25 protein-coding genes are annotated in these 26,803 nt (G+C 71.0%); 21 read left to right on the top strand and 4 right to left on the bottom strand.

Features of this window, described 5'->3' with window-relative positions; genetic code table 11:
• Positions 1–56 precede the first annotated feature (56 nt).
• Positions 57–1,061 (top strand): LuxR C-terminal-related transcriptional regulator, encoded by a 1,005-nt coding sequence (locus tag OHS70_RS17225; protein WP_328398477.1) that lies wholly within the window; start codon positions 57–59, stop codon positions 1,059–1,061.
• Here the strand turns inward: OHS70_RS17225 and OHS70_RS17220 are convergent, their stop codons facing one another.
• Entirely contained in the window at positions 1,062–2,087 is a 1,026-nt protein-coding gene (locus tag OHS70_RS17220) for a helix-turn-helix transcriptional regulator (protein ID WP_384049447.1), read from the bottom strand.
• Between the two features lie 299 nt (positions 2,088–2,386).
• Here OHS70_RS17220 and OHS70_RS17215 point away from each other — a divergent pair, with 299 nt between their 5' ends.
• On the top strand, positions 2,387–2,704 hold the full coding sequence (locus tag OHS70_RS17215) for a (2Fe-2S)-binding protein (RefSeq protein ID WP_053557087.1): 318 nt from the start codon (positions 2,387–2,389) through the stop codon (positions 2,702–2,704).
• Positions 2,705–2,804: 100 nt separating this feature from the next.
• Here OHS70_RS17215 and OHS70_RS17210 read toward each other — a convergent pair whose 3' ends face one another.
• Positions 2,805–3,218 carry a pyridoxamine 5'-phosphate oxidase family protein gene (locus tag OHS70_RS17210; protein WP_328398470.1) on the bottom strand — a complete coding sequence of 138 codons (414 nt, stop codon included), beginning with the start codon at positions 3,216–3,218 and terminating at the stop codon, positions 2,805–2,807.
• A 122-nt stretch (positions 3,219–3,340) separates the two neighbouring features.
• Between OHS70_RS17210 and clpB the strand changes: the two genes are divergently transcribed.
• Together clpB and OHS70_RS17200 are read left to right on the top strand one after the other, a co-directional pair.
• Entirely contained in the window at positions 3,341–5,962 is a 2,622-nt protein-coding gene (gene clpB / locus OHS70_RS17205) for an ATP-dependent chaperone ClpB (RefSeq protein ID WP_328398468.1), read from the top strand.
• Positions 5,963–6,070: 108 nt separating this feature from the next.
• Positions 6,071–6,616: a YbjN domain-containing protein gene (locus tag OHS70_RS17200; protein WP_328398466.1), complete on the top strand. Its 546-nt coding sequence runs from the start codon at positions 6,071–6,073 to the stop codon at positions 6,614–6,616.
• A 66-nt stretch (positions 6,617–6,682) separates the two neighbouring features.
• On the opposite strand, the gene OHS70_RS17195 is transcribed toward OHS70_RS17200, so the two are convergent.
• Positions 6,683–7,894: a pyridoxal phosphate-dependent aminotransferase gene (locus OHS70_RS17195; protein WP_328398464.1), complete on the bottom strand. Its 1,212-nt coding sequence runs from the start codon at positions 7,892–7,894 to the stop codon at positions 6,683–6,685.
• A gap of 217 nt (positions 7,895–8,111) precedes the next feature.
• Here OHS70_RS17195 and OHS70_RS17190 point away from each other — a divergent pair, with 217 nt between their 5' ends.
• The 9 genes from OHS70_RS17190 to OHS70_RS17150 all read left to right on the top strand — a co-directional run bounded on the left by OHS70_RS17190 (position 8,112) and on the right by OHS70_RS17150 (position 17,420).
• Positions 8,112–8,366 carry a hypothetical protein gene (locus OHS70_RS17190; protein ID WP_328398462.1) on the top strand — a complete coding sequence of 85 codons (255 nt, stop codon included), beginning with the start codon at positions 8,112–8,114 and terminating at the stop codon, positions 8,364–8,366.
• 348 nt (positions 8,367–8,714) lie between these two features.
• Positions 8,715–9,263 (top strand): DUF2617 family protein, encoded by a 549-nt coding sequence (locus tag OHS70_RS17185; protein WP_328398460.1) that lies wholly within the window; start codon positions 8,715–8,717, stop codon positions 9,261–9,263.
• A gap of 53 nt (positions 9,264–9,316) precedes the next feature.
• Complete coding sequence (locus tag OHS70_RS17180) at positions 9,317–10,969, top strand: polyamine aminopropyltransferase (RefSeq protein ID WP_328398458.1); 1,653 nt, start codon at positions 9,317–9,319, stop codon at positions 10,967–10,969.
• A gap of 50 nt (positions 10,970–11,019) precedes the next feature.
• Complete coding sequence (locus OHS70_RS17175) at positions 11,020–11,994, top strand: SRPBCC domain-containing protein (RefSeq protein WP_328398456.1); 975 nt, start codon at positions 11,020–11,022, stop codon at positions 11,992–11,994.
• Positions 11,995–12,017: 23 nt separating this feature from the next.
• The gene (locus tag OHS70_RS17170) at positions 12,018–12,821 is read left to right on the top strand and encodes an aldose epimerase family protein (RefSeq protein ID WP_328398454.1); all 804 of its coding nucleotides are present in this window, start codon (positions 12,018–12,020) and stop codon (positions 12,819–12,821) included.
• Positions 12,822–12,831: 10 nt separating this feature from the next.
• Positions 12,832–13,371 carry an orotate phosphoribosyltransferase gene (pyrE, locus tag OHS70_RS17165; protein ID WP_328398452.1) on the top strand — a complete coding sequence of 180 codons (540 nt, stop codon included), beginning with the start codon at positions 12,832–12,834 and terminating at the stop codon, positions 13,369–13,371.
• Between the two features lie 221 nt (positions 13,372–13,592).
• The gene (gene fbaA / locus OHS70_RS17160) at positions 13,593–14,615 is read left to right on the top strand and encodes a class II fructose-bisphosphate aldolase (RefSeq protein WP_328398450.1); all 1,023 of its coding nucleotides are present in this window, start codon (positions 13,593–13,595) and stop codon (positions 14,613–14,615) included.
• A 126-nt stretch (positions 14,616–14,741) separates the two neighbouring features.
• Positions 14,742–15,917, top strand: coding sequence for a MalY/PatB family protein (locus OHS70_RS17155; RefSeq protein ID WP_443062745.1), 1,176 nt, complete (start codon positions 14,742–14,744; stop codon positions 15,915–15,917).
• Positions 15,918–15,944: 27 nt separating this feature from the next.
• Positions 15,945–17,420, top strand: coding sequence for an MFS transporter (locus OHS70_RS17150; RefSeq protein ID WP_328398448.1), 1,476 nt, complete (start codon positions 15,945–15,947; stop codon positions 17,418–17,420).
• Between the two features lie 143 nt (positions 17,421–17,563).
• On the opposite strand, the gene OHS70_RS17145 is transcribed toward OHS70_RS17150, so the two are convergent.
• Positions 17,564–17,983, bottom strand: a complete 420-nt coding sequence (locus OHS70_RS17145; RefSeq protein WP_328398446.1) for a DUF3151 domain-containing protein — start codon at positions 17,981–17,983, stop codon at positions 17,564–17,566.
• A 97-nt stretch (positions 17,984–18,080) separates the two neighbouring features.
• On the opposite strand from OHS70_RS17145, the gene OHS70_RS17140 reads away from it, so the two are divergent.
• The 8 genes from OHS70_RS17140 (at position 18,081) to OHS70_RS17105 (ending at position 26,705) form a co-directional block, all read left to right on the top strand.
• Positions 18,081–19,022, top strand: a complete 942-nt coding sequence (locus OHS70_RS17140; RefSeq protein WP_328398444.1) for a DUF3152 domain-containing protein — start codon at positions 18,081–18,083, stop codon at positions 19,020–19,022.
• Between the two features lie 85 nt (positions 19,023–19,107).
• Complete coding sequence (locus OHS70_RS17135) at positions 19,108–19,929, top strand: tryptophan 2,3-dioxygenase family protein (RefSeq protein WP_328398442.1); 822 nt, start codon at positions 19,108–19,110, stop codon at positions 19,927–19,929.
• Entirely contained in the window at positions 19,922–21,118 is a 1,197-nt protein-coding gene (gene kynU, locus OHS70_RS17130) for a kynureninase (RefSeq protein WP_328398440.1), read from the top strand. The genes OHS70_RS17135 and kynU overlap by 8 nt, the downstream gene beginning before the upstream one ends.
• Before the next feature lie 488 nt (positions 21,119–21,606).
• A complete protein-coding gene (locus OHS70_RS17125; protein WP_328398438.1) occupies positions 21,607–22,476 on the top strand; it encodes an alpha/beta hydrolase family protein in 870 nt (289 codons plus the stop codon).
• Positions 22,477–22,538: 62 nt separating this feature from the next.
• On the top strand, positions 22,539–23,360 hold the full coding sequence (locus OHS70_RS17120) for an SDR family oxidoreductase (protein WP_328398436.1): 822 nt from the start codon (positions 22,539–22,541) through the stop codon (positions 23,358–23,360).
• 151 nt (positions 23,361–23,511) lie between these two features.
• Positions 23,512–24,810 (top strand): sensor histidine kinase, encoded by a 1,299-nt coding sequence (locus OHS70_RS17115; RefSeq protein WP_328398434.1) that lies wholly within the window; start codon positions 23,512–23,514, stop codon positions 24,808–24,810.
• Entirely contained in the window at positions 24,807–25,466 is a 660-nt protein-coding gene (locus OHS70_RS17110; protein WP_328398432.1) for a response regulator transcription factor, read from the top strand. The genes OHS70_RS17115 and OHS70_RS17110 overlap by 4 nt, the downstream gene beginning before the upstream one ends.
• 33 nt (positions 25,467–25,499) lie before the next feature.
• Positions 25,500–26,705, top strand: a complete 1,206-nt coding sequence (locus OHS70_RS17105; protein ID WP_328398430.1) for a cytochrome P450 — start codon at positions 25,500–25,502, stop codon at positions 26,703–26,705.
• Positions 26,706–26,803: the final 98 nt, after the last annotated feature.

Here is a 26,803-nt window from a genome sequence, read left to right as displayed (position 1 = left end):
CGGCCCAACGCCCTTTCCGGTGGGGACGTTTGAGGACACATCGAGGAGTGGGAGCGATGACCTACGCGCCCGAGGCGCATCCGCACGGGGCCGAGCGGCTCTGCGACGACGGGGACCGGGTGTACGCCCACGCCCTGCAGAAGGGCCGCATCACGCGCCAGGAGGCCGAAGAGGCGTGGTGCCTGGTCGAGTTGGCGCTGCTCCATCCCGACCCGGTGGACATGCAGTGGCTGATGCCGACCCCTCCGCGTGTGGCCATGTCCCGGTTGCTGCACGGCATCCAGGAGGACTTCGCCGCGACGCACGACCGCGTGACGGCACTGGCCGCGACGTTCGAGCGCTTCGCGGGTCTCGATGTGCGGACCGGGGTGAGCGACGAGGGGCTGCGGGTGCTGGACGGCCGCACCCGTATCGAGGCGGCCATCGACCAGGCGACCGCCGCGTGCGGAACGCGGATGTGGGCTGTGCAGCCCGACGGGATCCGGCGCGAGAAGATCCTGCTCAAGGCATTGCCCCTGGCACAGGAAATGGCCCGGAAGCAGGTGCAGATGCGCACGCTGTACACCCATGTCGCCCGGCACGGCCCGGCCCTGGCCGCCTACCTGGACAAGCTGGGAGGTGCCGTGGAGGTGCGCACGCTCGACGAATGCATCGAGCGGCTGCTCCTGTTCGACGACGCCGTCGCGTTCATCCCGGTCACCGCGGACCGCTCCGTCGCGCTGGAGGTGCGGCATCCGGCGCTGATCAACTATCTCGCCATCGTCTTCGACCGCCTGTGGCGGCTGGCCGTTCCCTTCGCCGAGCCCGTCCCGGCGCTCGGCGGCGGCGAGGGCATCACCCACCGGGAACGCGTCATCGCCGCCCTGCTGGCCGAAGGGCACACGGACGCGGTCATCGCGCAGCGGCTCGGTCTGAATGTGCGTACGTGCCGCTATCACATCGCCAAGCTGGCCGCGGCCCTCGGCAGCAGCAGCCGCGCCCAGCTGGGCGTGCGCATAGCCCAGGCCGGGATGCTCGACTTCCCGGAACCGCTGCGGGCCGACGGCGAGAGTCGGCCATGATCAATTGCCGTCGGTGTCCGTCACGAGCCCGGGGTCCTGCCGCAGGATCCCGGACTGGGCGATGAGATAGCCGAGTTGGGCGCGGCTGCCGCTGCCGAGCGCCGCCGCCAGCTTGGCGATGTGGGCACGGCAGGTCCGTACGTTCATGCCGAGCCTGCGCGCTATGGCCTCGTCCACGTACCCCTCGATCAGGAGCTTGGCGATCGAGCGCTGGACGCCCGAAATGCCGTCGGGAGTCGGGTCGTAGGGGACTTCCTCGGTCAGCGGTACGGCGCGGCGCCACAGCTGCTCGAAGACCTTGATGAGGTATTCCACCAGGCCCGGGTGGCGGAGCTCCAGGGCCACGCGCCGGTCGTCGCGGGCGGGGATGAACGCCACCGTGCGGTCGAAGACGATCAATCGCTCGATCAGCTCCTCGAGGGTGCGTATCTCCACCTTGCCGGCGGATATCCGCTCGACGTACGCGAGGGTTCCCTGGCTGTGCCTGACCGTGTGCTGGTACAGCGTGCGTATGCTCACGCCCCGGTCGATCAGCGGGCGGTCCCGCTCCAGGGCCTGCGTGAGCACATGGGCGCTGCGGCCACCGCCGGGCTGGATCGTCAGCATCTCCGTCTGGCACTCCGCCGTGGCGAGGTTGAGCGCCGCGTTGATCCGGTCGAAGCCCTCCAGCACCGTGATCGCATGGGTGCTCGCCGGGTTCTGGGCACTGATGGCCATGAACGGCTCGAAAGCATCGGTCAGTTCGATGGACACACGCCTACGGTCCAGGATCTCGCGCTCAATGGGGTGCAGTCTTTGCGCCAGGGCGACGGACGGCGGAACCGGGCGAAGCCAGTTGGCATCGTCCGGATCCGGGTGCAACAGCGCGAACTCGAGGAGACAGGGCGCGGCTTCCGCATCAATCCGGGCGATCCGCCCGGTGCTCAGTGCGCTGACATAGAGTCGCGATCCTTCGGGACACAGCTCGGTGACCGCATGGGGATGTGTCAGTTTCGTGTCGACATGCGGCAATTCTCCACCCCCCAGGGTCTTGTACGTGCAGGAACATGATGCATCGTCCCTGTGGCATTGACATGCCTGAATGAGCCATCGTCTGTGGTGCGGGGGAGAAGAAACCATCAAGTGAGGACGAAGCCGACTATGCGCGTGAGAATGCTTCGCTCGGTGCTTGCCACTGTCTTCTCTGCGACCGTGGCGTTCGGCGCCCTGAGCGGTATGGGCCTCGGACTGGCCGACTTCCCACCGGACAGTGGCTGGGACAGCGTGCAGGCGATGGCTCCGCCGGCAGACAGTGGGTGGGACACCGCTCCTGCGAGGGCGACATCGTGACCGTTCCCCCGGACGACCGGGTCTTCCGGCGTGAGATGGCGACGGCCTACCGATCGGGGTGGCATTTCATCGACCTCGTCACGGCAATCCCCCACCGTGGCGACTCGTTGATGGTCACCTTGTTCGGAGAGCCCATCGTCGTGGCGCGCGAGGAGGACGAGGATGTCCGCGCCTATCGATGCCTTCGTCGCCCGCGAGGTGCTCCGCAGCCCGTCCGCTGCGCCATCCGGTACGGAATGATTTTTGTCAATCTCGACCAGCGCGACCATCAGCTGGCCGAGCCCGACACCACCGCCACCCCCCGCAGTGCCTGAGCGGTTCCCCCGTCGTTTCAAATCGCTCAGGTGCTTCCCCCACACAACGGCGCCATCGTGGACCTGAAACACGATGGCGCCGTTGTGCTGCCCGCGTCCGTCAGGCGCGGCCCATCGCCCGGGTCAGGGCGATCTCGATGACCACCCGGTCCGGGTTGGGTGCCGGCGTGCGCCCGTAGCGCTCCGCGTAGCGGCTCACCGCGTCCGCGACGACCTCCGTCTCGGTGCGGATCCGCGCCACGCCCTCCAGCGTCGCCCAGCGGCCCTTGTCCACCTGGCAGAGGGCGACGCGTGCCCCCTCGGGTCCGGCGGCCAGGATGTTGGCGACCTTGCGGCTGTGCTTGTTGGTGATCACCCGGGCCATCCCGTTCGTACCCCCTTCCGGGTCGTACGTCACGCCCACCGCGACCACGTGGGGACTGCCGTCCGCGCGCGGGGTCGTCAGAGTGGACATGTGGTACTCGCGCCAGAAGGCGAGATAGGACGCGTCGGGATTGCGCGGATCGATGGCCATGGGCGGAACCTACCTTCGGGTTCTGCCCGTCAACACCATGAGTGGAATAGACTCAACTTTATGCACGCTGAATGAGTCAGTGTTGAGGGAAGAGTCCCACCCGCAAGGAGGAGAGAGCACACGTGGACGCCGAGCTGACCAACAAGAGCCGTGATGCGATCAACGCCGCCACCAGCCGGGCCGTGTCGGACGGCCACGCCGACCTGACCCCGGCGCATCTGCTGCTCGCGCTGCTCGAGGGCCGGGACAACGAGAACATCACCGACCTGCTGGCCGCCGTCGACGCCGACCAGGCCGCCGTACGGTCGGGGGCCGAGCGGCTGCTCGGCGCGCTGCCCAGCGTCACGGGGTCCACCGTCGCCCCGCCCCAGCCGAACCGTGACATGCTCGCCGTCATCGCCGATGCCGACCGGCGCGCCAAGGAGCTGGGTGACGACTACCTCTCCACCGAGCACCTGCTGATCTCCGTCGCGGCCAAGGGCGGACCGGCCGGTGAGGTGCTGGGCGGGCAGGGTGCCACGGCGAAGAAGCTGCTGGACGCGTTCGAGAAGGCAAGGGGAGGACGCCGGGTGACCACACCCGACCCCGAGGGTCAGTACAAGGCGCTGGAGAAGTTCGGCACGGATTTCACGGCCGCGGCCCGTGAGGGCAGGCTCGACCCGGTCATCGGCCGGGACCACGAGATCCGCCGGGTCGTCCAGGTGCTGTCGAGGCGTACGAAGAACAACCCGGTGCTCATCGGCGAGCCCGGCGTCGGCAAGACCGCCGTCGTCGAGGGGCTTGCCCAGCGGATCGTGAAGGGCGACGTGCCCGAGTCGCTGCGCAACAAGCGCCTCGTCTCGCTCGACCTCGGCGCCATGGTGGCCGGAGCCAAGTACCGCGGTGAGTTCGAGGAGCGCCTCAAGACCGTCCTGTCCGAGATCAAGGAGAGCGACGGCCAGATCATCACCTTCATCGACGAGCTGCACACCGTCGTCGGCGCGGGCGCGGGCGGCGACTCGGCGATGGACGCAGGCAACATGCTCAAGCCGATGCTCGCCCGCGGTGAGCTGAGGATGGTCGGCGCGACCACCCTCGACGAGTACCGCGAGCGGATCGAGAAGGACGCCGCCCTGGAGCGGCGCTTCCAGCAGGTGCTGGTCGCCGAGCCGACGGTCGAGGACACCATCGCGATCCTGCGCGGGCTCAAGGGCCGCTACGAGGCCCACCACAAGGTGCAGATCAACGACTCGGCGCTGGTCGCCGCCGCGACCCTGTCCGACCGGTACATCACCTCGCGCTTCCTGCCCGACAAGGCCATCGACCTGGTCGACGAGGCCGCGTCCCGGCTCCGGATGGAGATCGACTCGTCCCCCGTGGAGATCGACGAGCTCCAGCGTGCCGTCGACCGCCTGCGGATGGAGGAGCTGGCGCTCAACAACGAGTCCGATCCCGCCTCCCGGCAGCGCCTGGAGAAGCTGCGCCGCGACCTCGCCGACCGGGAGGAGGAGCTGCGGGGCCTCACCGCCCGCTGGGAGAAGGAGAAGCAGTCCCTCAACCGCGTCGGTGAGCTCAAGGAACAGCTCGACGAGCTGCGCGGCCGGGCCGAGCGCGCCCAGCGCGACGGCGACTTCGACACCGCCTCCAAGCTGCTGTACGGGGAGATCCCGGGCCTGGAGCGCGAGCTGGAGGCGGCCGCCGAGGCCGAGGCCGAGCACGAGGCCGCGAAGGACACCATGGTCAAGGAGGAGGTCGGCCCCGACGACATCGCGGACGTGGTCGGCTCCTGGACCGGCATCCCCGCCGGGCGCCTGCTGGAGGGCGAGACACAGAAGCTGCTGCGCATGGAGCAGGAGCTGGGCAAGCGCCTGATCGGCCAGAGCGAGGCCGTGCAGGCGGTGTCGGACGCGGTCCGCAGGACGCGGGCCGGGATCTCCGACCCGGACCGGCCGACCGGCTCGTTCCTCTTCCTCGGCCCGACCGGCGTCGGCAAGACCGAGCTGGCGAAGGCGCTCGCCGACTTCCTCTTCGACGACGAGCGGGCGATGGTCCGTATCGACATGAGCGAGTACAGCGAGAAGCACTCCGTCGCCCGGCTGGTCGGCGCGCCGCCCGGCTACGTCGGTTACGAAGAGGGCGGCCAGCTCACCGAGGCCGTGCGCCGGCGCCCGTACAGCGTCGTCCTCCTCGACGAGGTGGAGAAGGCGCACCCCGAGGTGTTCGACATCCTGCTGCAGGTGCTGGACGACGGAAGGCTCACCGACGGACAGGGCCGGACGGTGGACTTCCGCAACACCATCCTGATCCTGACCTCGAACCTGGGCAGCCAGTTCCTGAGTGGCCCGGTGGCCCCCGCGACCAGCGACGAGGAGAAGAAGCGGCAGGTCCTGGAGGTGGTCCGGGCGTCCTTCAAGCCAGAGTTCCTCAACCGCCTCGACGACCTGGTGGTCTTCTCGGCCCTCACGCGCGAGGAGCTGGCGCACATCGCCCGGCTCCAGATCGACCGGCTCGCGCAGCGCCTGGCCGAACGCAGGCTCACCCTGGACGTCACCCCGGCTGCGCTGGAGTGGCTGGCCGACGAGGGCAACGACCCCGCCTACGGCGCGCGGCCGCTGCGCCGTCTGATCCAGACGGCGATCGGCGACCGGCTCGCGAAGGAGATCCTGGCCGGCGAGATCACCGACGGTGACACGGTGCGGGTGGACCGCTTCGAGGACGGCCTGATCGTCGGCCCCCCGACGGCGCCGGCCGGCAAGACCCTGTGAACCGCGGGTGACCCGGAGTAAGCCGAGAGCGGACCTGCCGAGTGGGGGTTGCCAGCCCCCGCCCGGCATGGGGGAGGATGTTGGAAACCGCTCGAAGGGAAATACACGGTGAGCATCGACCCGTCCTCGATTCCGAATTTCGGGGGCAAGCCCCAGCCTCAGGCCGCAGGACCGGCGGGCCCCGTCGTTCCCGACCAGGATCTTGTCAAGCAGCTTCTCGAGCAGATGGAGCTGAAGTACGTCGTCGACGACGAGGGTGACCTCGCGGCGCCGTGGGAGGACTTCCGCACGTACTTCATGTTCCGCGGTGAGGACGAGCAGCAGGTCTTCTCGGTGCGCACGTTCTACGACCGTCCGCACCCGATCGAGGAGCGGCCGAAGGTTCTCGACGCGATCGACGACTGGAACCGCCGCACTCTGTGGCCCAAGGTCTACACCCACACCCACGAGGAGGAGGGCACCCCGGCCAGCCTGCGCCTCATCGGCGAGGCCCAGATGCTGATCGGCACCGGCGTCAGCCTGGAGCACTTCGTGTCGTCGACGGTCAGCTGGGTGCGCGCGGCGATCGAGTTCGACCGCTGGCTCGTGGAGCAGCTCGGCCTGGAGCCTGCCGAGGCCACGTCCGACGACGAGAAGCCGGCCGACGACGCCTGACGCGTCTGCCGCACAGCGCCCGGCGGGGGCGGTGGTCCATGGTGGCCACCGCCCCCGCCCATGTCGTCAGGGGGCCAGGGACTTCAGGCGGGTGACCGCGTCCTGGAGCACCTCGACGCGCTTGCAGAACGCGAACCGTACGAAGGGCGCGCCCTGCTCACGGTGGTCGTAGAAGACCGCGTTCGGGATCGCGACGACGCCGCACCGTTCGGGCAGCGCCCTGCAGAAGGCGAAGCCGTCGTCCTCGCCCAGCGGGCGGATGTCGGTGGTGACGAAGTACGTGCCCGCCGTGCGGTGCACGCCGAAGCCCGCCGCCGACAGCCCCTCGCTGAGCAGATCCCGCTTGGTCCGCAGATCGTCCCGGAGCGCGTCGAAGTACTCCTTGGGCAGTGCCAGCGCCTCGGCGACCGCGTACTGGAAGGGCCCCGCCGAGACATACGTCAGGAACTGCTTGGCCGAGCGGACCGCCGAGGCGAGCTCCGGCGCCGCGGTCACCCAGCCGACCTTCCAGCCGGTGAACGAGAACGTCTTGCCGGCCGACGAGATGGTGACCGTGCGCTCGCGCATCCCCGGGAACGAGGCGAGCGGCACATGCTCGCCGTCGAAGACGAGATGCTCGTACACCTCGTCCGTGACCACCAGCAGATCGCGCTCGACGGCCAGCTCGGCGATCGCGGCGAGCTCCGCCGGGGTCAGGACGGTGCCGGTCGGGTTGTGCGGCGTGTTGAGCAGGATCAGCCGCGTCCGGTCGCTGACCGCGTCCCGCAGCTCGTCGAGGTCCAGGCGGAAGTGCCGGTCCGCGGCTGTGCCGCGGGACTCTTCCCCAGGCCGCAGCGTCACCGGCACGCGTACGCCGCCCGCCATCGCGATGCACGCCGCGTACGAGTCGTAGTACGGCTCCAGGGCGATCACCTCGTCGCCCGGCTCGACCAGGGCGAGCAGCGCGGCCGCGATCGCCTCGGTCGCACCGGCGGTGACCAGGACCTCGGTGTCGGGGTCGTACGCCAGGCCGTAGCGGCTGTGCTGGTGGGCGGCGACAGCGGTGCGCAGCTCGGGGACGCCGGGGCCGGGCGGGTACTGGTTGCCCCGGCCGTCGCGCAGGGCCCGCACCGCCGCCTCCCTGACCGCTTCGGGGCCGTCCGTGTCGGGGAAGCCCTGGCCCAGATTGATCGACCCGGTCCGTACGGCGAGCGCCGACATCTCGGCGAAGATCGTCGTGCCGAATTCCGCGAGCCTGCGGTTGAGCAGCGGTCGAGATGCCGAAGCGCGTCCTGTCATGGGCGTCATCCTGGGCCGAACCTCTGGAGTTCCTCAAGTCTGCTTTGGGCCGACGGGGCCGAGGGCATCCCCCTCTCACGCAAGAAGCGCACACGCAGGAAGCCCGCAGGAACAGGCAAGAAGCGCACACGCAGGAAGCCCGCAGGAACAGGCAAGAAGCGGTCACGCGACGTCGCGGGGGGCTCGCTTCGGGGGAACGAGAAGGACGGTGGGAGTGATGTCGGTCTTCATCAGCATTGTGGTCGTCGGTCTGGTGCTCGTCGTGGCCGTCTCGGTGGCCGCTGCGCGGAGCGGCGGCCGCAGGAAGGTCAGCACGAGCAAGCGCCGCCGCAGCGCCGCCGCGGGCGGCGGCAGCTGGTGGGTGGGGGACGGGGGGTCCGGCGCCGGGTCGTCCTGCAGCAGTTCCTCCTCGTCCTGCGGGGGCGGTTCGTCCTCCTGCGGCGGCGGAGGCGGCTGTGGCGGAGGCAGCTGACACGGGGCAGCTGGTCCGCGGCAAGTGAAGGTGCCCGGTGGGTGAACTCCCGCCGGGCACCTTTCTGTTGGCGTCTTCCTGATTGTCGCGTCGCTGCGTAACCCGTTCTCCGTTGAACAGTTGAACCTTTGGGACCCTGAGGGGATGGAAACCATGCCAGATTGGGTAAAAACGCTGTGGGCGCCGCGCACTTCATGATTCCCTACGCTGTCGGAACCTGTTGGATCCATCCCGCCCTCGGACCTCATGTGGACCCGAGCAGGCCACCCCCCCACCTTCTGCGCTCTGTTTCTGGAGTGCCCTGGTCCACGTGCCCACCTGCCGAAGTGTGTTTTGCGGAGCCGACCCATGCTCACGACCCTGAAGACCGCCTACACAGACACCCGAGCCGAAGACCTCGCCTGGGCACTGGGGCGGGAGCCGTTGCCCGCCCTGGCCGTTCTCGATCTTGAACTCGCCGGAGCCAAAGTGCAGTTGAGACTTCTCGGCGCTTCCCACCAGGTGCTGCTCGAGGAGGATCGGGGGACCTGTTCGGAGACCGTCGCCTGTATCCCCGGCAGCAGCACTCCGCTGCCTCTCGGTGTCGCCGAGCGACTCGGCGACTGGGAGTACGAGTTCGCCGCGCGCGTCGAGACCCTCTCGCGAGGGTCGTTCGCCGGGCGCGCGCAGGAGCTGCTGGCCCTGGTCACCGACCATCCGAACGGCCTCGCGGGCACGTTCCCCGGCTCGCCGCACGCGTTCACCGCGATGCTCGCCCAGCGCTGCGAGGGCCAGGTGCGGTGGCGCACATGGCATGCGTATCCGCAGGAGGGCCGGCTGGTGGTGACCCGTACCTGCGTAGGCGCGCCGGTGCACGGTGCGCGCCCGGAGCACCGCCCACGGCCTGCCGCGCTGTAGTTACCTCGTGTGGGTGACGATCGGCATGCGAAGCGTGACGTAGCGTTACGCGGATGATCGAACGGCAGCGGACGTCGCAGCGGACGTCCTCGCGGGTGGTGTCGCGAACACCGACGCGGGCGCCGTCGCGGGCAGTAGTGCCGCCCCAGGGCGGGGCGGTACTGCCCGTGCGCCCCGACGCCGGACGCTGTCTGGTGCTCGCGGCCGTGTTCGTCTGTGCCGCCTGCGGTCTGGTGTACGAACTCGAACTGGTCGCACTCGCCTCGTACTTGATCGGCGACTCGGTCACCCAGGCGTCCGTCGTGCTCTCGGTGATGGTCTTCGCGATGGGCATCGGCTCACTCCTCGCCAAACGGCTGCGCTGCCGGGCCGCCGTCGGCTTCGGTGTGCTCGAGGCGGCGCTCGCGCTGATCGGCGGCTGTTCGGCGATGGTGCTGTACGCGGCCTTCGCCTGGCTGGGCGAGTCCCGCTCGGTGCTGGTGGGGTTCTCGCTGGCCATCGGGGTGCTGATCGGTGCGGAGATACCGCTGCTGATGTCGCTGATCCAGCGCATCTCGCGCCGGGACGCGGAGGGCACGGTCGCCGATCTGTTCGCCGCCGACTATGTGGGCGCGCTCGTCGGCGGGCTCGCGTTCCCGTTCCTGCTGCTGCCCTGGCTCGGCCAGCTCACCGGCGCGCTGCTGACCGGGGCGGTCAACGCGGTGGCGGGCGGCGCGGTCGTGCTGTGGCTGTTCCGCCGCGATCTGACCGTGCGCGCCAGGGCGTTGCTGCTGGCCGCCAATGTCGCGGTGCTCGCGGTGCTGGCGCTGGCGACCGTGCTGTGCGGCGACTTCGAGCAGGCGGCGCGCCGGGCGATGTACGGCGACCAGGTGCGCGCGGCGGTGCACACCGATGTGCAGGAGATCGTTCTCGCGGGCGGCAGACCGGGGCCGCCGGATCTGTATCTGAACGGGCGGCTCAAGGTCAGTGGCCGCGACGAGCACCGCTACCACGAGGCGCTCGTCCATCCCGCGATGCGGGGGCCGCACACACGGGTGCTGATCCTGGGTGGGGGCGACGGCCTCGCCGCGCGCGAGGCGCTGCGCCATCCGGGCGTCCGGTCGGTGACCGTGGTCGAACTGGATCCGGGCGTCGCCCGCCTCGCCCGTACGGATCCGGGGCTCGCCGGGCTCAACGCCCATGCCCTGGACGACCCGCGGGTACGGGTGGTCCATGCGGATGCCTTCAGCTGGCTGCGCGGCGCGGACTTCGGGGCGTACGACGTGATCGTCTCCGATCTGCCCGCCCCGGCCTTCACCGCCAGTTCCAAGCTGTACTCGCTGGAGTTCTACGGGCTCACCCGGGGCGCACTCGCGGACGGCGGACGGCTGGTGGTGCATACCGGGCCGGTCCTGACCCGGGCGCACACGTACTGGACGGTCGAAGCGACCCTCCGTGCGGCGGGGCTGCACCCACGCGGCTACCGAGCCGAGGCGGGTGCGGGGCCGGCGCGGTTGCGGCGAGCCGGAGCGGCGGCGCCGCGTGACTGGGGCTTTCTGATCGCCGCCGAGGGCCGTGCCCCACGGCTCGGTCTCGACGCCGGCGGGCCCCGGCTGCGGGCGCTCACCACCGATGCGCTGGCCGAGGGCGCGCGGGAGACGGAGGCCACCAGGCCGCCGGGTGCGCTGCCGCCGTCGACGCTGGTCCACCCGCGATACGGACACTGAGCCGCACCCGAAAGGCAGACGTGGCGCGCCGGGCTGAGTAGGCTCGGCCCATGGAGCATGAGGTGTTCGTTCCGGTTCCGGCAGAGACACTCCGACAGCTGCTGCGGGACCCCGCGCGGGTCGCCCGCTGCGTCCCGGGGCTCCAGCAGGACGCGGACGCGTCCGCGGGCCCGCTCTCGGGCCGGCTCAAGGTACGCGCCGGCGGGCACACCATCACCTACCGCGGCGCGCTGCACGTCACGGAGCAGGACGGGGTCTTCGCGGTCGAGGGCGAGGGCACGGAGGTGCGTGGCGGCGGCTCGGTGAAGGTGACGCTGGCGATCCGTCCGGAGCCGTCCGACGGCGGGACGGCCCTGGGCTTCACGGGAACGTCCCACGCGGAGGGCCGCCTGGCCGATCTGTCCCCGGACGCGGCGGCATCGGCGGCACACCGTCTGCTGGACCGTTTCGCCGCGGCCATGGCCGCGGCGGTGGCGACCACGGACACGGGAACGGCCGGGGCCGGGCAGGCCGGACCCGAGGCTGCCGCGCACGACGCCGCGGATGCGGGGGCCGTCTCCGAGGCGGGCGCTGCGGATACGACGTCCGGTGGCGACTCCGACGCTGACACATCGTCCGGTGGCGCACCGGACGAGGCCGTCGCCGCCGACTCGGCTGTCACCGGGCCGGGCAATGACACCGACGCCTCCGTCTTCGACACGCCTGTCCCGCCGCCTTCGCTCGGGCCGGATGCCGAGGACGAGTTCGACGACGTAGACGACCTCGACGAGGTGGCTGACGTCGACGAGTTGACGGCTGCCGACGTGCCCGATGAGCCGGCCGCCGAGGCTGCCCATGCCCGGCGGACCATGATCGGGCGCAGTGCGGAAGAGGTCGACCACGCCCCGCCCCGCGGGCGTTACGCGCCGGCCCCCGCGCCCGAGGCCGGTACGGCCGGTGTGACGCTGCGCTGGCTCGCACCCGCCGCCGCGCTGGCGGTCGCGTCCGCCGTCGTCATCGGCCGGGTGCTGCGCCGACGGCAGTAGCCGTCCGCGGTTACTGTCATGGTGTGAGTAGCAGCGATGAAAGCGTCCGGCTGGCCGCCGGAGACGTCGAGTTGACCGTGCGTCCGGAGAACGGCTGCCGTATCGCCGGCCTTGAGATCGGCGGCACCGAGGTGCTGCGTCAGGGGGCGAAGTACGGCTCGTTCCCGATGGTCCCCTGGTGCGGACGAGTGCGGGACGGGCTGTTCTACAACGGGGCGGTGCGCCATCACCTGCCGCTCAACTCCCCGCCGCACGCCATCCACGGGACCGGCCGCGACTCCGTCTGGCGTACCGCCGTGGCGGGCAAGAGCGAGGCGGCCTTCGTCTACGACCTCGCCGACCCCTGGCCGTACTCGGGACGGGTCACGCACACCTTCGCGCTCACCGAGGAGTCGCTGACGCTCGCCATGGGCATCGAGACGTACGAGACGTCCTTCCCCGCGCAGGCGGGCTGGCACCCGTGGTTCCGGCGCAACCTCGGTGGCGGGCGCGACGAGGACGTGCGGATCGACTTCACGCCCGAGTGGCAGGAGGAGCGCGGTGCGGACCATCTGCCCACCGGACAGCGCATCGCGCCGCTCCCCGGCCCCTGGGACGACTGCTTCGGCATGCCCGGCGGCGTCAAGGTCACCCTCACCTGGCCCGGCCGGCTGGAGCTGACCGTCACGAGTGCGGCCGAGTGGGTCGTGGTCTACGACGAGCAGGACGAGGCGGTCTGTGTGGAGCCCCAGTCCGGTCCGCCGGACGGACTCAACACGCACCCGCGGCTGGTCACGCCCATCGACCCCCTGGAGATGACGACAACCTGGACCTGGCGGCGCATCTAAGCTGGCGACCATGACTGACGTACGCGCTGAGCTGCTCGAGCAGATCAAGGACAAGGCCGTGGTGCACGGCAAGGTGACCCTCTCCTCGGGTCTTGAGGCCGACTGGTACATCGACCTGCGCCGGATCACGCTGGACGGCCAGGCCGCGCCGATGGTCGGCCAGGTGATGCTCGATGCCACCGCGGAGCTGGACTACGACTGCGTGGGCGGTCTGACGCTGGGCGCCGACCCGGTCGCGACGTCGATGCTGCACGCGTCGGCGGCCCGCGGGAAGCGGCTCGACGCGTTCGTCGTCCGCAAGGCCGGCAAGGCGCACGGGATGCAGCGCCGTATCGAGGGCACGGATGTGAAGGGCCGCCGCTGCCTGGTCGTCGAGGACGTCTCGACGACGGGAGGTTCCCCGCTGACCGCCGTCGAGGCGGTCCGGGAAGCCGGCGGCGAGGTCGTCGCGGTCGCCGTGATCGTGGAGCGGGGTGCCGCCCCCAGGATCGCGGAGGCGGGCCTGCCGTACGTCAACGCGTACTCGCTGGACGAGCTCGGCCTCGCCTGAGTGACGTGGATCTACTGATCCGGAATCAGTGATTCCAGGTCTGACCTGCGGTGATGTCGAGGGGCGCACTGTTTCACGTGAAACGGGACGCCCCTCGCGCATAATCGCAAGACGGGCATGGTGGACCCTGGCCAGGAGTCTGGAAAGATAGGCCGCGACGATGACGTCGCCCCCAGGTCAGGGCCAGCACCACATACCCGCACATCACAAGGAGCGGACACATGCCCATCGCGACTCCCGAGGTCTACAACGAGATGCTCGACCGGGCGAAGGCAGGCAAGTTCGCCTACCCGGCCATCAACGTGACCTCGTCCCAGACCCTGCACGCTGCACTGCGTGGCTTCGCGGAGGCCGAGAGCGACGGCATCATCCAGATTTCCACCGGCGGCGCCGAATTCCTGGGTGGCCAGTACAGCAAGGACATGGTCACCGGCGCTGTCGCCCTGGCCGAGTTCGCGCACATCGTCGCTGCGAAGTACGACATCACCGTCGCACTGCACACGGACCACTGCCCGAAGGACAAGCTGGACGGCTATGTGCGTCCGCTGCTCGCCGTCTCCGCAGAGCGCGTGGCCAAGGGCCAGGACCCGCTGTTCCAGTCCCACATGTGGGACGGCTCGGCCGAGACCCTCGCCGACAACCTGGCCATCGGCCAGGAACTGCTGGCGCAGGCCGCCGCCGCCAAGATCATCCTCGAGGTCGAGATCACCCCGACCGGTGGCGAGGAGGACGGTGTGACGCACGAGATCAACGACGAGCTGTACACCACCGTCGAGGACGCGCTGCGCACCGCCGAGGCGCTCGGCCTGGGTGAGAAGGGCCGCTACCTGCTGGCCGCCTCCTTCGGCAACGTCCACGGCGTCTACAAGCCGGGCAACGTCGTGCTGCGCCCCGAGCTGCTGAAGGACCTGCAGGCCGGTGTCGCCGCCAAGTACGGCAAGGCCGAGCCGTTCGACTTCGTCTTCCACGGCGGCTCCGGCTCGACGGCCGAGGAGATCGCCACCGCGCTGGAGAACGGCGTCGTGAAGATGAACCTCGACACCGACACCCAGTACGCCTTCACCCGCCCCGTCGCGGACCACATGTTCAAGAACTACGACGGTGTTCTGAAGGTCGACGGCGAGGTCGGCTCCAAGAAGACCTACGACCCGCGCAGCTGGGGCAAGCTGGCCGAGGCCGGCATGGCCACGCGCGTGACCGAGGCCTGTGCCGCCCTCCGTTCCACCGGCACCAAGATCAAGTAAGCGGCCGCTGTATCAAGCAGTTGCTGTACCCGGGCCCGGCACCCCTTCGCGGGGGCGCCGGGCCCGCGGTATGCCCGGACCCGGGGAGGACTCGACGTGAGCGGTGGCGGCATGAGCGGTGACGGCATGAGTGGTGGCGATGTGAGCGGTGACGGCATGAGCTATGACTTCGACGCCGTCGTCGACCGGCGCGGTACGTGGTGCATCCAGTGGGACGGGGTGGCCGACCGCTTCGGTGTCGACGGGCTGCTGCCGTTCACCATCTCCGACATGGACTTCACCTCCCCGCCCGAGGTGCTCGACGCCCTTCAGCGCCGGGTCGCGCACGGGGTCTTCGGCTATACCGACTGGCAGCACGAGGACTTCCTCTCCGCGATCCGTCACTGGTTCGCGACCCGGTACGGCACCGAGATGGACACCGATCTGGTCGTGTACGGGCCCTCCGTGCTCAACCAGCTCTCCCAGCTGCTGCAGATGTGGTCCGCGCCCGGCGACGGCGTGGTCGTCCACACCCCTACGTACGACGGCTTCATCAAGGCGATAGGCGGCCTGGGCCGAGAGCTGCGCGGGGTGCCGGCCGGCGACATGGCGGAGCTCGAGCGACAACTCGCCCGCCCCGACAGCAAGGTCCTGGTCCTGTGCTCGCCCCACAACCCCACCGGCAGGGTGTGGACCCACGCGGAACTGACGTCGATGGCCGAGCTGGCCGCGCGCCATGAGGTCGCGGTGGTCAGCGACGAGATCCACGCCGACTTCACGCACGGCGGGCGGCCGCATCTGCCGTGGACCCGGTACGGCAGCGGGCGCTGGGCGCTGATCACCTCGGCCACCAAGTCCTTCAACTTCCCCGCGCTCAGCGGCTCGTACGGCGTGGTCGGCGACCGCGACGACCACGCCGAGTTCCTGCGGCGGATGCGGACCGGGGAGGGACTCGCCTCACCGGCCGTGCTGTCGCTGACCGCGCACATCGCCGCGTACCGGCAGGGCGGGGCCTGGCTGGACCAGCTCAACGCCTATGTGGCGGGCAATCTGGGAATGCTCGCCGACCGGCTCGCCGCGGCGTTCCCCCAGCTCGGCTGGCAGCCGCCGCAGGCCGGGTATCTCGCCTGGATCGATCTGCGGCCGCTCGGCATCGAGGACACGGCGCTCCAGCGGGAGCTGATCGAACGTGAGAAGGTCGCGATCATGCCGGGCACGACCTACGGCAGCCCGGGATGCGTCCGCCTCAATGTCGGCTGTCCGCGCAGCAAGGCCGAGCGCGGTGCGGACGCCCTGATCCGGGCCCTCGGCCGACTCGTGTGAGCCGCGCGCTGCTGGGATGATCCCGGTATGGACACCAGCCCGGACCGCGTGGGAGGCATCCGGCTCCCGACGGCAACCGGCCGCTGGGTGGTCCTGACGACGGTGCTCGGATCGAGCATGGCGATGCTGGACTCGACCGTCGTCAATGTCGCCCTGCCGCGTATCGGCGAGGACCTGGACACCGACATGGCGGGCCTCCAGTGGACCGTCAACGCCTACATGCTCACGCTGGCCTCGCTGATCCTGCTCGGCGGGGCGCTAGGCGACCGCTACGGGCGGCGGAAGATCTTCGTGCTGGGCGTCATCTGGTTCGCGGTCGGATCGCTGCTGTGCGGACTGGCGCCGAACGCCTGGATCCTGGTGGTCGCCCGCGCCGTCCAGGGCGTCGGCGGCGCGCTGCTCACCCCCGGGTCGCTGGCGCTGATCCAGGCGAGCTTCCACCCCGATGACCGGGCCCGTGCGGTCGGTCTGTGGTCGGGGTTCGGCGGCGTCGGCGCGGCGGTCGGCCCCTTCCTGGGGGGCTGGCTGGTCGACGGACCCGGCTGGCGCTGGATCTTCCTGCTCAATGTGCCGCTGGCCGCGCTCTGCGTGCCGGTCGCGATGCGGCACGTTCCGGAGTCGCGCGACCCCGAGGCCACCGGCCGCTTCGACGTGCTGGGTGCGGTGCTCGGCGCGGCCGCGCTGGGCCTGGTGACATACGCGCTGATTGCGGCGGCGTGGTGGGCGGGGGCCGCGGGCGTCCTCGTGGGGGCCGCGTTCGTCGCGGTCGAGCGGCGGCGGCCGGAAGCGATGCTGCCGCTGTCGATGTTCGCGTCACGCACGTTCACCGCGGTGAACGTGGTGACGCTGTGCGTGTACGCCGCCTTCGCCGGGTTCTTCTTCCTGGCCGCCCTGCAGCTCCAGGTGGTCTCGGGCTACTCCGCGCTCGGCGCGGGCGTCGCGCTGCTGCCGGTCACCGTGCTGATGCTGCTGCTGTCGGCGAAGTCCGGGGAACTGGGGGAGCGGATCGGCCCGCGTATCCCGCTCACGGTCGGTCCGCTGCTGTGCGCGGCCGGGATGCTGCTGATGCTGCGGGTCGGCGAGAACGCGTCGTTCCTGACGGAGGTGCTGCCCGCACTGCTGGTCCTGGGACTGGGCATGGTGACCCTGGTCGCCCCGCTGACCGCGACCGTGCTGGCGTCGGTGGACGTCGGGCGGGCGGGGATCGCGAGCGGTATCAACAACGCGGCTGCCCGTGCGGCCGGTCTGCTCGCCGTGGCGGCGCTGCCCCTGCTGGCGGGGATGGGCCCGGAGGCGTACCGCTCGGCGGAGGAGTTCGGGGCGACGTTCCGGCGGGCCATGCCGATGTGCGCGGGGATCCTGGTGCTGGGGGCGCTGATCGCCGTGCTGACGGTGCGCACCCCGAAGGACAAGGCGGCGCACTGCCACCCGCAGTGCAAGGTCAACTGCGGTCTCGTGTCCCCGCCCCTGGAGGCCTCGGGCGGCGACCAGGCCCGTGCCTGAGGGAGTGCGGCCGTCCGCTGCCGCGCCTCCGTGTGCGGGCGGTCGCCGGCCTCTGCCACGGGCGTGCGGCGTCGTACGCCGGGACCCGACCGCGCCGGTGGCCGCGGACACCGCTGCAGCCACCGGCGCCGGGTCGCAGCCCGCTAACGCATCAGTTCGTTGTACGCCTCGTCGCTGCTGTCCTTCAGGAACTGGCTGCAGCGCTCCGCCTCGTCCGTTTCCTTGATCGCCTCCGCTGCGCGGGCCAGGGCCGCCAGGCAGCGCAGGAAGCCGCGGTTGGGCTGGTGGCTCCAGGGGACGGGGCCGTGGCCCTTCCAGCCGGCGCGCCGGAGCTGGTCGAGGCCCCGGTGGTAACCGGTGCGCGCGTACGCGTACGACTCGACCACGCGACCCGCCTCGAAGGCATCGTCGGCGAGCATCGCCCAGGCGAGCGAGAAGGTGGGGAAGTCGGCGACGACCTGCGCCGGGTCCGCCGACTGCTCTCCCAGCCGCCGGTACGGCTCCTCCTGGTCCGGCAGATAGGTCGGATCGGGGCCGCCCAACAGGTTCTTTTGAGTGCTCATACGTGCAGTCTGCCACTCCTCGGCGATCACGCTCCGGCGCACGAACAGGCCCGGTACGATCGCACGTACTGACGAATTCACGGGGGAGAGACCTGTCTTGGGCAAGCGAGCCGCACCCCGCCGCGGCGGCAGCCGGAGCCGTGCACGCCGCGGTTCGTCCCGCCGCCGCCGTTCCGTCGGCCCGCTACTGACCCTCGGCGCGTGCCTGGCCGCCCTGTCCGTCGGCGGCGGCGCCGCCCTCGCGCACTGGCACGGCGAACGGTCCGCCGCCGTCGAGGCGAAGCCGGCCGAGCCCGTCGAGGAGCCCGCCGCCTCGCAGCCGAGGACGCCCGATGCCTCGCCCGAGGCCCCTGCCGAGCCGGCCCCGCCCCGTCCCTCCGCTCCCTCCCGTGTGAGGCCGCCCGCCGTCTCCCCGTCCGCCGAGCAGTCCGCGTCCCCGTCGTCGTCCCCGTCGCCGAGTGCGTCGTCCGCGAGCGTGCCTGTCTCCGGCGCCGGGACCTTCGCCGTCGCGCGGTCCTCCGGTGCGCCGGCCGGCTCGGGCCTGCCGCGCCGCTACCAGGTGGAGGTCGAGGACGGCACGGGCGTCAAGGCGGAGCAGGCGGCCGCGGAGATCGAGAAGATACTCGCCCACCCGCGCGGCTGGGCGGCCCACGGCCACGGCCGTTTCCAGCTGGTGTCGGAGAACGCCGACTTCGTGATCAGGATCGCCACGCCCACCACCGCGGACAAGCTCTGTCTCGAGCAGGGATTCGACACGGGCGGTGAGCTGAACTGTGAGACCGCCGACGGCGTCGTGGTCAATCTGCGGCGCTGGATGCTGGGCTCGCCGACGTTCGACGGGGCGCCCGCCGAGTACCGGCACCTGATCATCAACCATGAGGTCGGGCACGAGATCGGCAACCGGCAGCACATGGGCTGCCCCGGTGACGGGAAGCCCGCGCCGGTGATGATGCAGCAGATCAAGGGCCTGGACGGCTGTGTTTCCAATGCCTGGCCGTACGACGAGAAGGGGACCTATCTCACCGGACCGCCGGTGTGAGTCTCTGCTTATGATGCCGGTGGGGACCGGGGCCCACACCGGACAGGAAGGGGCGGACCGCTACCCGGATGTCGAGGAGACAGCAATGTCACATGACTCCGCCCCGAATCTGGATTTCGCGGGCACCACGCCGTACGAGGACTACGTCCAGGCGGACGTGCTCACCCACCTCCAGCATCCGCGCTCGGACGACCCGGGCGAGATGGTCTTCCTGGTCACCACCCAGGTCATGGAGCTGTGGTTCACCGTCATCGTCCACGAGTGGGAGACCGCTGCCGCGGCGCTGCGCGAGGACCGGCTGCCGGTCGCCATGGAGGCGCTGAAGCGGTCGGGATGGGAGCTCGAGGCGCTGAACGCCTCCTGGAAGCCCCTCGCCCAGCTGACCCCCGCGCAGTTCAACGCCTACCGCGCCGCACTCGGCGAGGGATCGGGCTTCCAGTCGGCGATGTACCGCCGTATGGAGTTCCTGCTCGGCGAGAAGTCGGCGTCGATGCTGGTGCCGCACCGCGGCGCGCCGCGGGTGTACGCGGAGCTGGAGAAGGCGCTGCACGAGCCGAGCCTGTACGACGAGGTGCTGCGGCTGCTGGCACGCCGCGGTCTGGCCGTGCCGGACGAGGTGCTGCGGCGCGACCTGTCGCAGAAGTACGAGCCGTCGGAAGAGATCGAGAAGGTCTGGGCCGAGGTGTACGGCGGCGCGGACCAGGACACCGACCTGGTGCGGCTCGGTGAGGCACTGACGGACGTCGGCGAGCTGGTGTGGCGCTGGCGCAACGACCACCTGGTGGCGACCCGGCGGGCGATGGGCTCGAAGGTCGGCACGGGTGGCTCCGCCGGGGTCTCCTGGCTGGAGAAGCGTGCCGCCAAGAACGTGTTCCCCGAGCTGTGGACGGCGCGCAGCCATGTCTGAGCACCTGGCCCAGCGGGCCGCGGCGCTGGACGCCGCAGACGAACTGGCCGGTGCGCGCAAGCTGTTCGCGCTCGATGACGCCGTCTACCTCGACGGCAACTCCCTCGGCGCGCTGCCCGCGCATGTCCCGGACCGGGTCGCCGACGTGGTGAGGCGCCAGTGGGGCGAGCTGCGGATCCGCTCGTGGGACGAGAGCGGCTGGTGGACGGCGCCCGAGCGGATCGGCGACCGGATCGCCTCTCTCGTGGGGGCGGCGCCGGGGCAGATCGTGGTCGGCGACTCCACGAGCGTCAACGTCTTCAAGGCGGTTGTGGGCGCGGTGCGGCTGCAGGACGACCCGGCGCGTACGGATGTCCTGGTGGACGCCACCACCTTCCCGACCGACGGATACATAGCCGAGTCGGCGGCCCGGATGACCGGCAGGCGGATCGTCCCGGTGGACCCGGCGGACCTGGTGTCGGTGATCGGACCGAGCACCGCGGCGGTGCTGCTCAACCACGTGGACTACCGCTCCGGCCGGCTGCACGACCTGCCGGCCCTGACGGCCGCGATCCACGACGCGGGCGCGCTCGCGGTCTGGGACCTGTGCCACAGCGCGGGCGCGCTGCCGGTGGGCCTGGACGAGCACGGCGTGGACCTGGCGGTCGGCTGTACGTACAAGTACCTGAACGGCGGCCCGGGTTCGCCGGCGTACATCTATGTGGCCGAGCGCCATCAGGCCGCGTTCGACTCGCCGCTGCCGGGGTGGAACTCGCACACGGACCCGTTCGCGATGACCCCCGGCTTCGAACCGGCGGACGGCGCGGTCCGGGGCCGGGTCGGCACCCCCGACATCCTCTCGATGCTGGCGCTCGAAGCGTCGCTGGACGTCTGGGACGGGGTCTCGGTCGACGCCGTGCGGGCCAAGAGCCTGGCGCTGACGGACTTCTTCCTGGAGTGCGTCGAGACGTATGTCCCGCAGGGCCGGGTGACCTGCCTGACGCCGGGCAAGCACGCGGAGCGCGGCAGCCAGATCGCGCTGCGCTGCGAGGACGCGCCGCGGGTGATGCGGGAGTTGATCACCCGCGGCGTGATCGGTGACCTGCGCCGCCCCGATGTCCTGCGCTTCGGCTTCACGCCGCTGTACGTGGGCTTCGCGGACGTGGAGCGCGCGGCGCGCGTCCTGTCGGAGGTCCTGGCCGAGGCGTAGCGCCCATGGGACGGGTGGCCCGCTGCCTGCGCGCGGCATGCATGTGCTCGCGGCACAGCGGGTCCACCCGCCGTACGGCGGTGCGTCGGCGCGGTGCGCCAGAGGTGCATGTCCATGCCCCGTCGACAGCGGGGAGTCGCCGCCTGTGCCCAGTGACGGGTGCCGGGGCGCCGGGCCGCAGGGGGCGGGTCGCCGGGGTCGGCCACCGGTCTTGCGTGAGGCTGTCACCGGCCGAGCGGCAGTGTGCCGCCGGCCGGCGTGGTTCCGCGTTGGCCCGTCCTGCCGGAGGTCTTGGCCGAGGCGTGTCGCCCATGGGACGGGCAGCTCGCCGCCTGCGCGCGACGCATGTGCTTGCGGCAGTCAGCGGGTCCACCCGCCGTACGGCGGTGCGCTCACGCGCCGGTGGGCAGTACGCCCCCGGTGCCGGGCGCTGGTAGCTTCCCGCTGATCACGTCGTACATCCACACCGCGGGAAGTTGGAGCAGCCCATGCCGGACCCCGTCGCCCGTGACGCCGCCGAGGAAGAGTCGGCCTTCTCGCATCCCGCCGTCGCGCCGGACGTGTCCGTCGCGTACGGGGAGCACCCGGATCACGTCGTCGACTTCTACGCGCCCCGGGGCGGGGAGGACGGTGTCCCGCTGGTCGTCGTGTTGCACGGCGGGGCGTGGCGGGCGCCGTACGACCGGCAGCATGTCACTCCCTTCGCGGACTACCTGGCCCGTCGCGGGCTCGCCGTCGCCAGTGTCGAGTACCGGCGCGGGCGGGAGATCCCGCAGCAGGGCGGGGCCGGTCCGGTCGCCGGGCGGTGGCCCGACACGTTCGACGACGTCGCCGCGGCCATGGACGCGCTGCCGGACCTGGCGCGCGAGGCGCTGCCGCAGGCCGATCCGCGGCGGATCGTCGTCACCGGGCACTCGGCCGGCGGGCACCTCGCGCTGTGGGCCGCCGCCCGTCATGTGCTGCCGGCGGGCTCCCGGTGGCGGCTGCCCGCGCCGCCCGCCCTGCGCGGCGTGGTCGCGCTGGCGCCGATCGCCGACTTCGCGCGGGCCGTCGAGCTCGATGTGTGCGGCGGCGCCGTATCCCAACTCCTCGGCGGCGAGGACGAGTTCGAGGCGCGCAGCGCGTACGCCGACCCGGCCGCCCTGCTGCCCACCGGAATCGCGACGGTCATCGTCCAGGGCCGGGAGGACATCGTGGTGCCGGCGGCCGTGGCCGAGGCGTTCGTCGACGCGGCGGCGAAGGCCGGCGAGACAGTCGGGCTGACCCTTCTCGAAGAGGTCGGGCACTTCCCGCTGATCGACCCGGCGGCCGACGCGTGTGCCGTCGTGGCGGAGGAGATCGCCCAACTCGCCTGGTGAGCAAGGGAAAAAGCTGGGGCTTGCGGACAGAAGCTGACCGCAAGCCCTTCTACCTTCTTCCCATGACGAATCTCGTGACCGGAGCAACCGGAACCGTTGGCCGCCAGGTAGTCGCGGAGCTGCTCCGCCGTGGACACGCTGTCCGTGCCCTGACCCGTGACCCCGCGAAGGCGGACTTCCCCGCCGGGGTCGAGGTCGTCCAGGGCGACCTCACCGAACCCGGGACGCTCGCCGCCGCGCTCGAGGGCGTCACCGGGCTGCATCTGATCACCTTCGGCGGGCCGTACTTCGCCCCGCTGGAGACCGGCCCGCGCATCCTGGAGCTGGCCCGTGAGGCCGGCGTACGCCGGATCACCGTGCTGCACGGCGGCGGCCCGAGCCTGCTGGAGGACGCGGTCCGGGCGAGCGCTGTGGCCTGGACCGTCCTCATGCCCGTCGAGTTCATGGCCAACGCCCTTGAGTGGGCCGAGGACATCCGCGACACGGGCGAGGTGCGCGAACCGTTCGTCGACCGGCTCAGCGCCATGGTCCACGAGGCGGACATCGGCGCGGTCGCGGCGGTGGCCCTCACCGAGGACGGGCACGCGGGCCAGGAGTACGTGATCACCGGTCCGCAGGTGCTGACGCTGAAGGACAAGACCGAGGCGCTCGCGGCCGCCCGGGGCGGTGAGATCCGGCTCGTCGAGCTCAGCGAGGAGCAGGCGGTCGGGAAGTGGCGGGCGGCGGGCATGCAGGAGGACGTGATCGGCTTCCTGCTGGAGGCGTACGGCAACACTCCGCTCGTCGGCCGTACCGTCGCCGCCACCGTCGAGAAGGTCACCGGACGGCCGGCGCGGACCTTCGCCGAGTGGGCCCGGGCGCATGCGGGCGCCTTCCGCGCCTGAGGCCGGGTCCGCGGGGGAGTGACCGGGCGTGAGACACCCCGGCACTCCCCGCACGACCTGCAGGTACGCGCGGTAGTACTCAGGACGGATGCCGCAGGATCCGTATCGCTGATGACGACCGGACCCGCGGTCGCCGCTTACCTTTCTCTACGTGACCGAGAAGACCCGCAGCCCTGAGTACCGCCTGGCCCAGGGAGCGCTCAGCGGCCTCCGCCAGGACCTCTTCCACAACGCCTTCGCCTACCGGCCGCTGCCGCCCCTGCGGCCTGACGGGCCGCTGGTCCGCCGGCTGCCCGGCAAACGGATACGCCGGGCCGCGGTGTGGCTCCCGCACGCCGTGGTCCTGTTCCTGGCCTTCATCACGCTGCTGCTCGCCTCCGCATCCACAAGCCCCGGGCTGGACTTTCTGGTCGTAGGCCTCGCCCCGGCGGCGGCCGTCGTCATGACGCTGGTCAGGCCCGTCGGAGCCTGGTGGGTGTCGATGGTGAGCACGCCGTTCGTGTCGGTGCTGGGAAACTGGGGCGACTGGCCCTGGTCGCCCGCCGGCTTCCTGGGGCACCTCACCGTGATGACCGTGGTCGCGCTGCGGACCCGGCCGCGCACGGCGGCCTGGATGTGGGCGATCACCGCCGCGTACTCGGTGTTCGCCGATACGGCGCTCTCCCGCGGATACGGCACCAACGCCCCGGGGATGCTCTTCACCTCCGCCTTCGTCCTGCTGATCGTGAGCATGTTCCTCACCCGCCGCGAGGCGCGGCAGGAGGTCGCGGCCGAGAAGACCGTCACAGCCGTCGAGCGCGACCGCCGCACGCTGCTGGAGGAGCGCACCACCATCGCTCGTGAGCTGCACGACGTGGTCGCGCACCACATGTCGGTCGTCGCGATCCAGGCCGAAGCCGCCCCGTACCGGGTGGAGAACCCCCCGGAGGAACTGGAGAAGGCGTTCGCCACGATCCGCGAGAACGCGGTGGCCGCGCTGACCGAGCTGCGCCGCATCCTCGGTGTCGTACGGGCGGAGGACTACGAGGCGCCGGACGCCCCGCAGCCGGTGCTCGCCGATCTCGACAACCTGCTGGGCAACGTCCGGGAGGCGGGCCTGGAGACGGAGAAGACGATCACGGGCGCGGTGCGCCCGCTGCCGCAGGGCGTCGAGCTGTCGGCGTACCGGATCATCCAGGAGGCGCTGAGCAACGCGCTGCGGCACGCACCCGGCGCGACGGCGAAGGTCGAGATCTCGTACGTGCTCGGCGGTCTGGGCCTGCGGATCGTGAACACCGAGCCGCAGGGCCTGGTCAAGCCCTCCCCGGGGGCCGGCCACGGCATCACGGGCATGCGGGAGCGGGTGTCCATGCTGAGCGGCGAGATGACCGCCGAGCCCACCGAGGAGGGCGGTTACGAGGTCACCGCCTTCATCCCCGTCGCCCAGGCCGTCGCCGAGGAGGCGTCATGACCATCCGTGTCCTTATCGTCGACGACCAGATGATGGTCCGCGAGGGCTTCTCCGTCCTGCTGAACGCGATGCCCGACATCGAGGTCATCGGCGAGGCGGTGAACGGACGCGAGGCGGTCACCAAGGCCGCGGAGCTCGCGCCGGACGTGGTGCTGATGGACATCCGGATGCCGGAGCTGAACGGCATCGAGGCCACCCGGGAGATCATCGCCGCGCCCGGCGAATCGAAGGTGCTGGTGCTCACCACCTTCGACCTCGACGAGTACGTGTACCAGGCGCTGCGCGCCGGGGCGTCCGGCTTCCTGCTGAAGGACGCATCCGCCCGGCAGCTCGCGGACGGGGTGCGGGTGGTGGCGGCGGGCGAGGCACTGCTCGCCCCGACGGTCACGCGCCGGCTGATCACCGAGTTCTCGAAGCTCTCCGAGACCCCGCGCCCGGCGGCCCTGACCCAGGTCGGCGATCTGACCGAGCGTGAGACGGAGGTCCTGGTCCTGATCGCCCAGGGTCTGTCGAACGCGGAGATCGCCTCGCATCTGGTGGTCGCCGAGTCGACGATCAAGACGCATGTGAGCCGGGTCCTGGTGAAACTGGGCCTGCGGGACAGGACGCAGGCGGCTGTGTTCGCGTACGAGGCGAGGCTGGTCACGCCGGGCTGACGTGCGGCGGCCCCGACGCGCTAGCGTCGGGGCATGGCAGAGACGTTCGATCCCTGGTCGCCCTCCTTCGTCGCCGACCCCTACCCCGCCTACGCCGAGCTGCGCGCCCGCGGCCGGGTGCACTGGTTCGAACCGACGCGGCAGTGGCTGGTTCCGCGCCACGCGGACGTCTCCGCGCTGCTGCGGGACCGGCGGCTCGGCCGCACGTATCTGCACCGCTTCACGCACGAGGAGTTCGGGCGTACGCCGCCGCCCGCGGCGCACGAGCCGTTCCACACGCTCAACGACCACGGGATGCTGGACCTGGAGCCGCCGGACCACACCCGTATCCGGCGCCTGGTCTCGAAGGCGTTCACGCCGCGCACCGTCGAGCGGCTGCGCCCTTATGTCCACTCGCTCGCCTCCGAGCTGGTGAGCGCGCTGGTCGCGGAGGGCGGCGGCGACCTGCTGACCGCGGTCGCCGAGCCGCTGCCGGTCGCCGTCATCGCGGAGATGCTCGGCATCCCGGAGTCCGACCGCGGGCAGCTGCGGCCCTGGTCGGCGGACATCTGCGGAATGTACGAGCTGAACCCCTCGCAGGAGACGGCGTCCGCGGCCGTCCGGGCGTCCGTCGAATTCTCCTCCTACCTGCGGGAGTTGATAGCGGCCCGCCGCAAGGATCCGGGTGAGGACCTGATCTCGGGTCTGATCGCCGCGTATGACGCGGGCGACCGGCTCAGCGAGCAGGAGATGATCTCGACCTGTGTCCTCCTCCTGAACGCGGGCCACGAGGCGACGGTGAACACCACGGTCAACGGCTGGTGGGCGCTCTTCCGCCACCCAGACCAGCTCGCGGCCCTGCGCGCCGACCGCTCGCTGTTGTCCACAGCTGTGGAGGAGCTGATGCGCTACGACACCCCGCTCCAGCTCTTCGAGCGCTGGGTCCTCGACGACGTGGAGATCGACGGCACCACGATCCCGCGCGGCTCCGAGGTCGCCCTCCTCTTCGGTTCGGCCAATCGTGACGCGGACGTCTTCGCCCATCCCGACACCCTCGACCTGTCCCGCGAGGACAACCCGCACATCTCCTTCAGCGCGGGCATCCACTACTGCATCGGCGCTCCCCTCGCCCGCATCGAACTCGCAACGTCCCTGGCGGCGCTGCTGGACCAGGCCCCGGCGCTGCGCCTCGCGGTGGAGCCCGAGCGCAGTGCGAACTTCGTGATCCGCGGTCTGAAGGAGCTGCTCGTCGAGGTCTGAGCCCGGCGGGATCCGGCCTGATCCTCAAGACAGGGCCGTGGTCCACACCGCGGCGCAGGCCGCGGGTCCGCGCAGGCGGGCAACGGCCCATGGCGGCG

It is taken from the genome of Streptomyces sp. NBC_00390 (assembly GCF_036057275.1).
In the GTDB taxonomy this organism is placed as follows: domain Bacteria; phylum Actinomycetota; class Actinomycetes; order Streptomycetales; family Streptomycetaceae; genus Streptomyces.
Note: the sequence above shows the minus strand (reverse complement) of the source record. Positions and strands in the feature narration are given on the sequence as shown.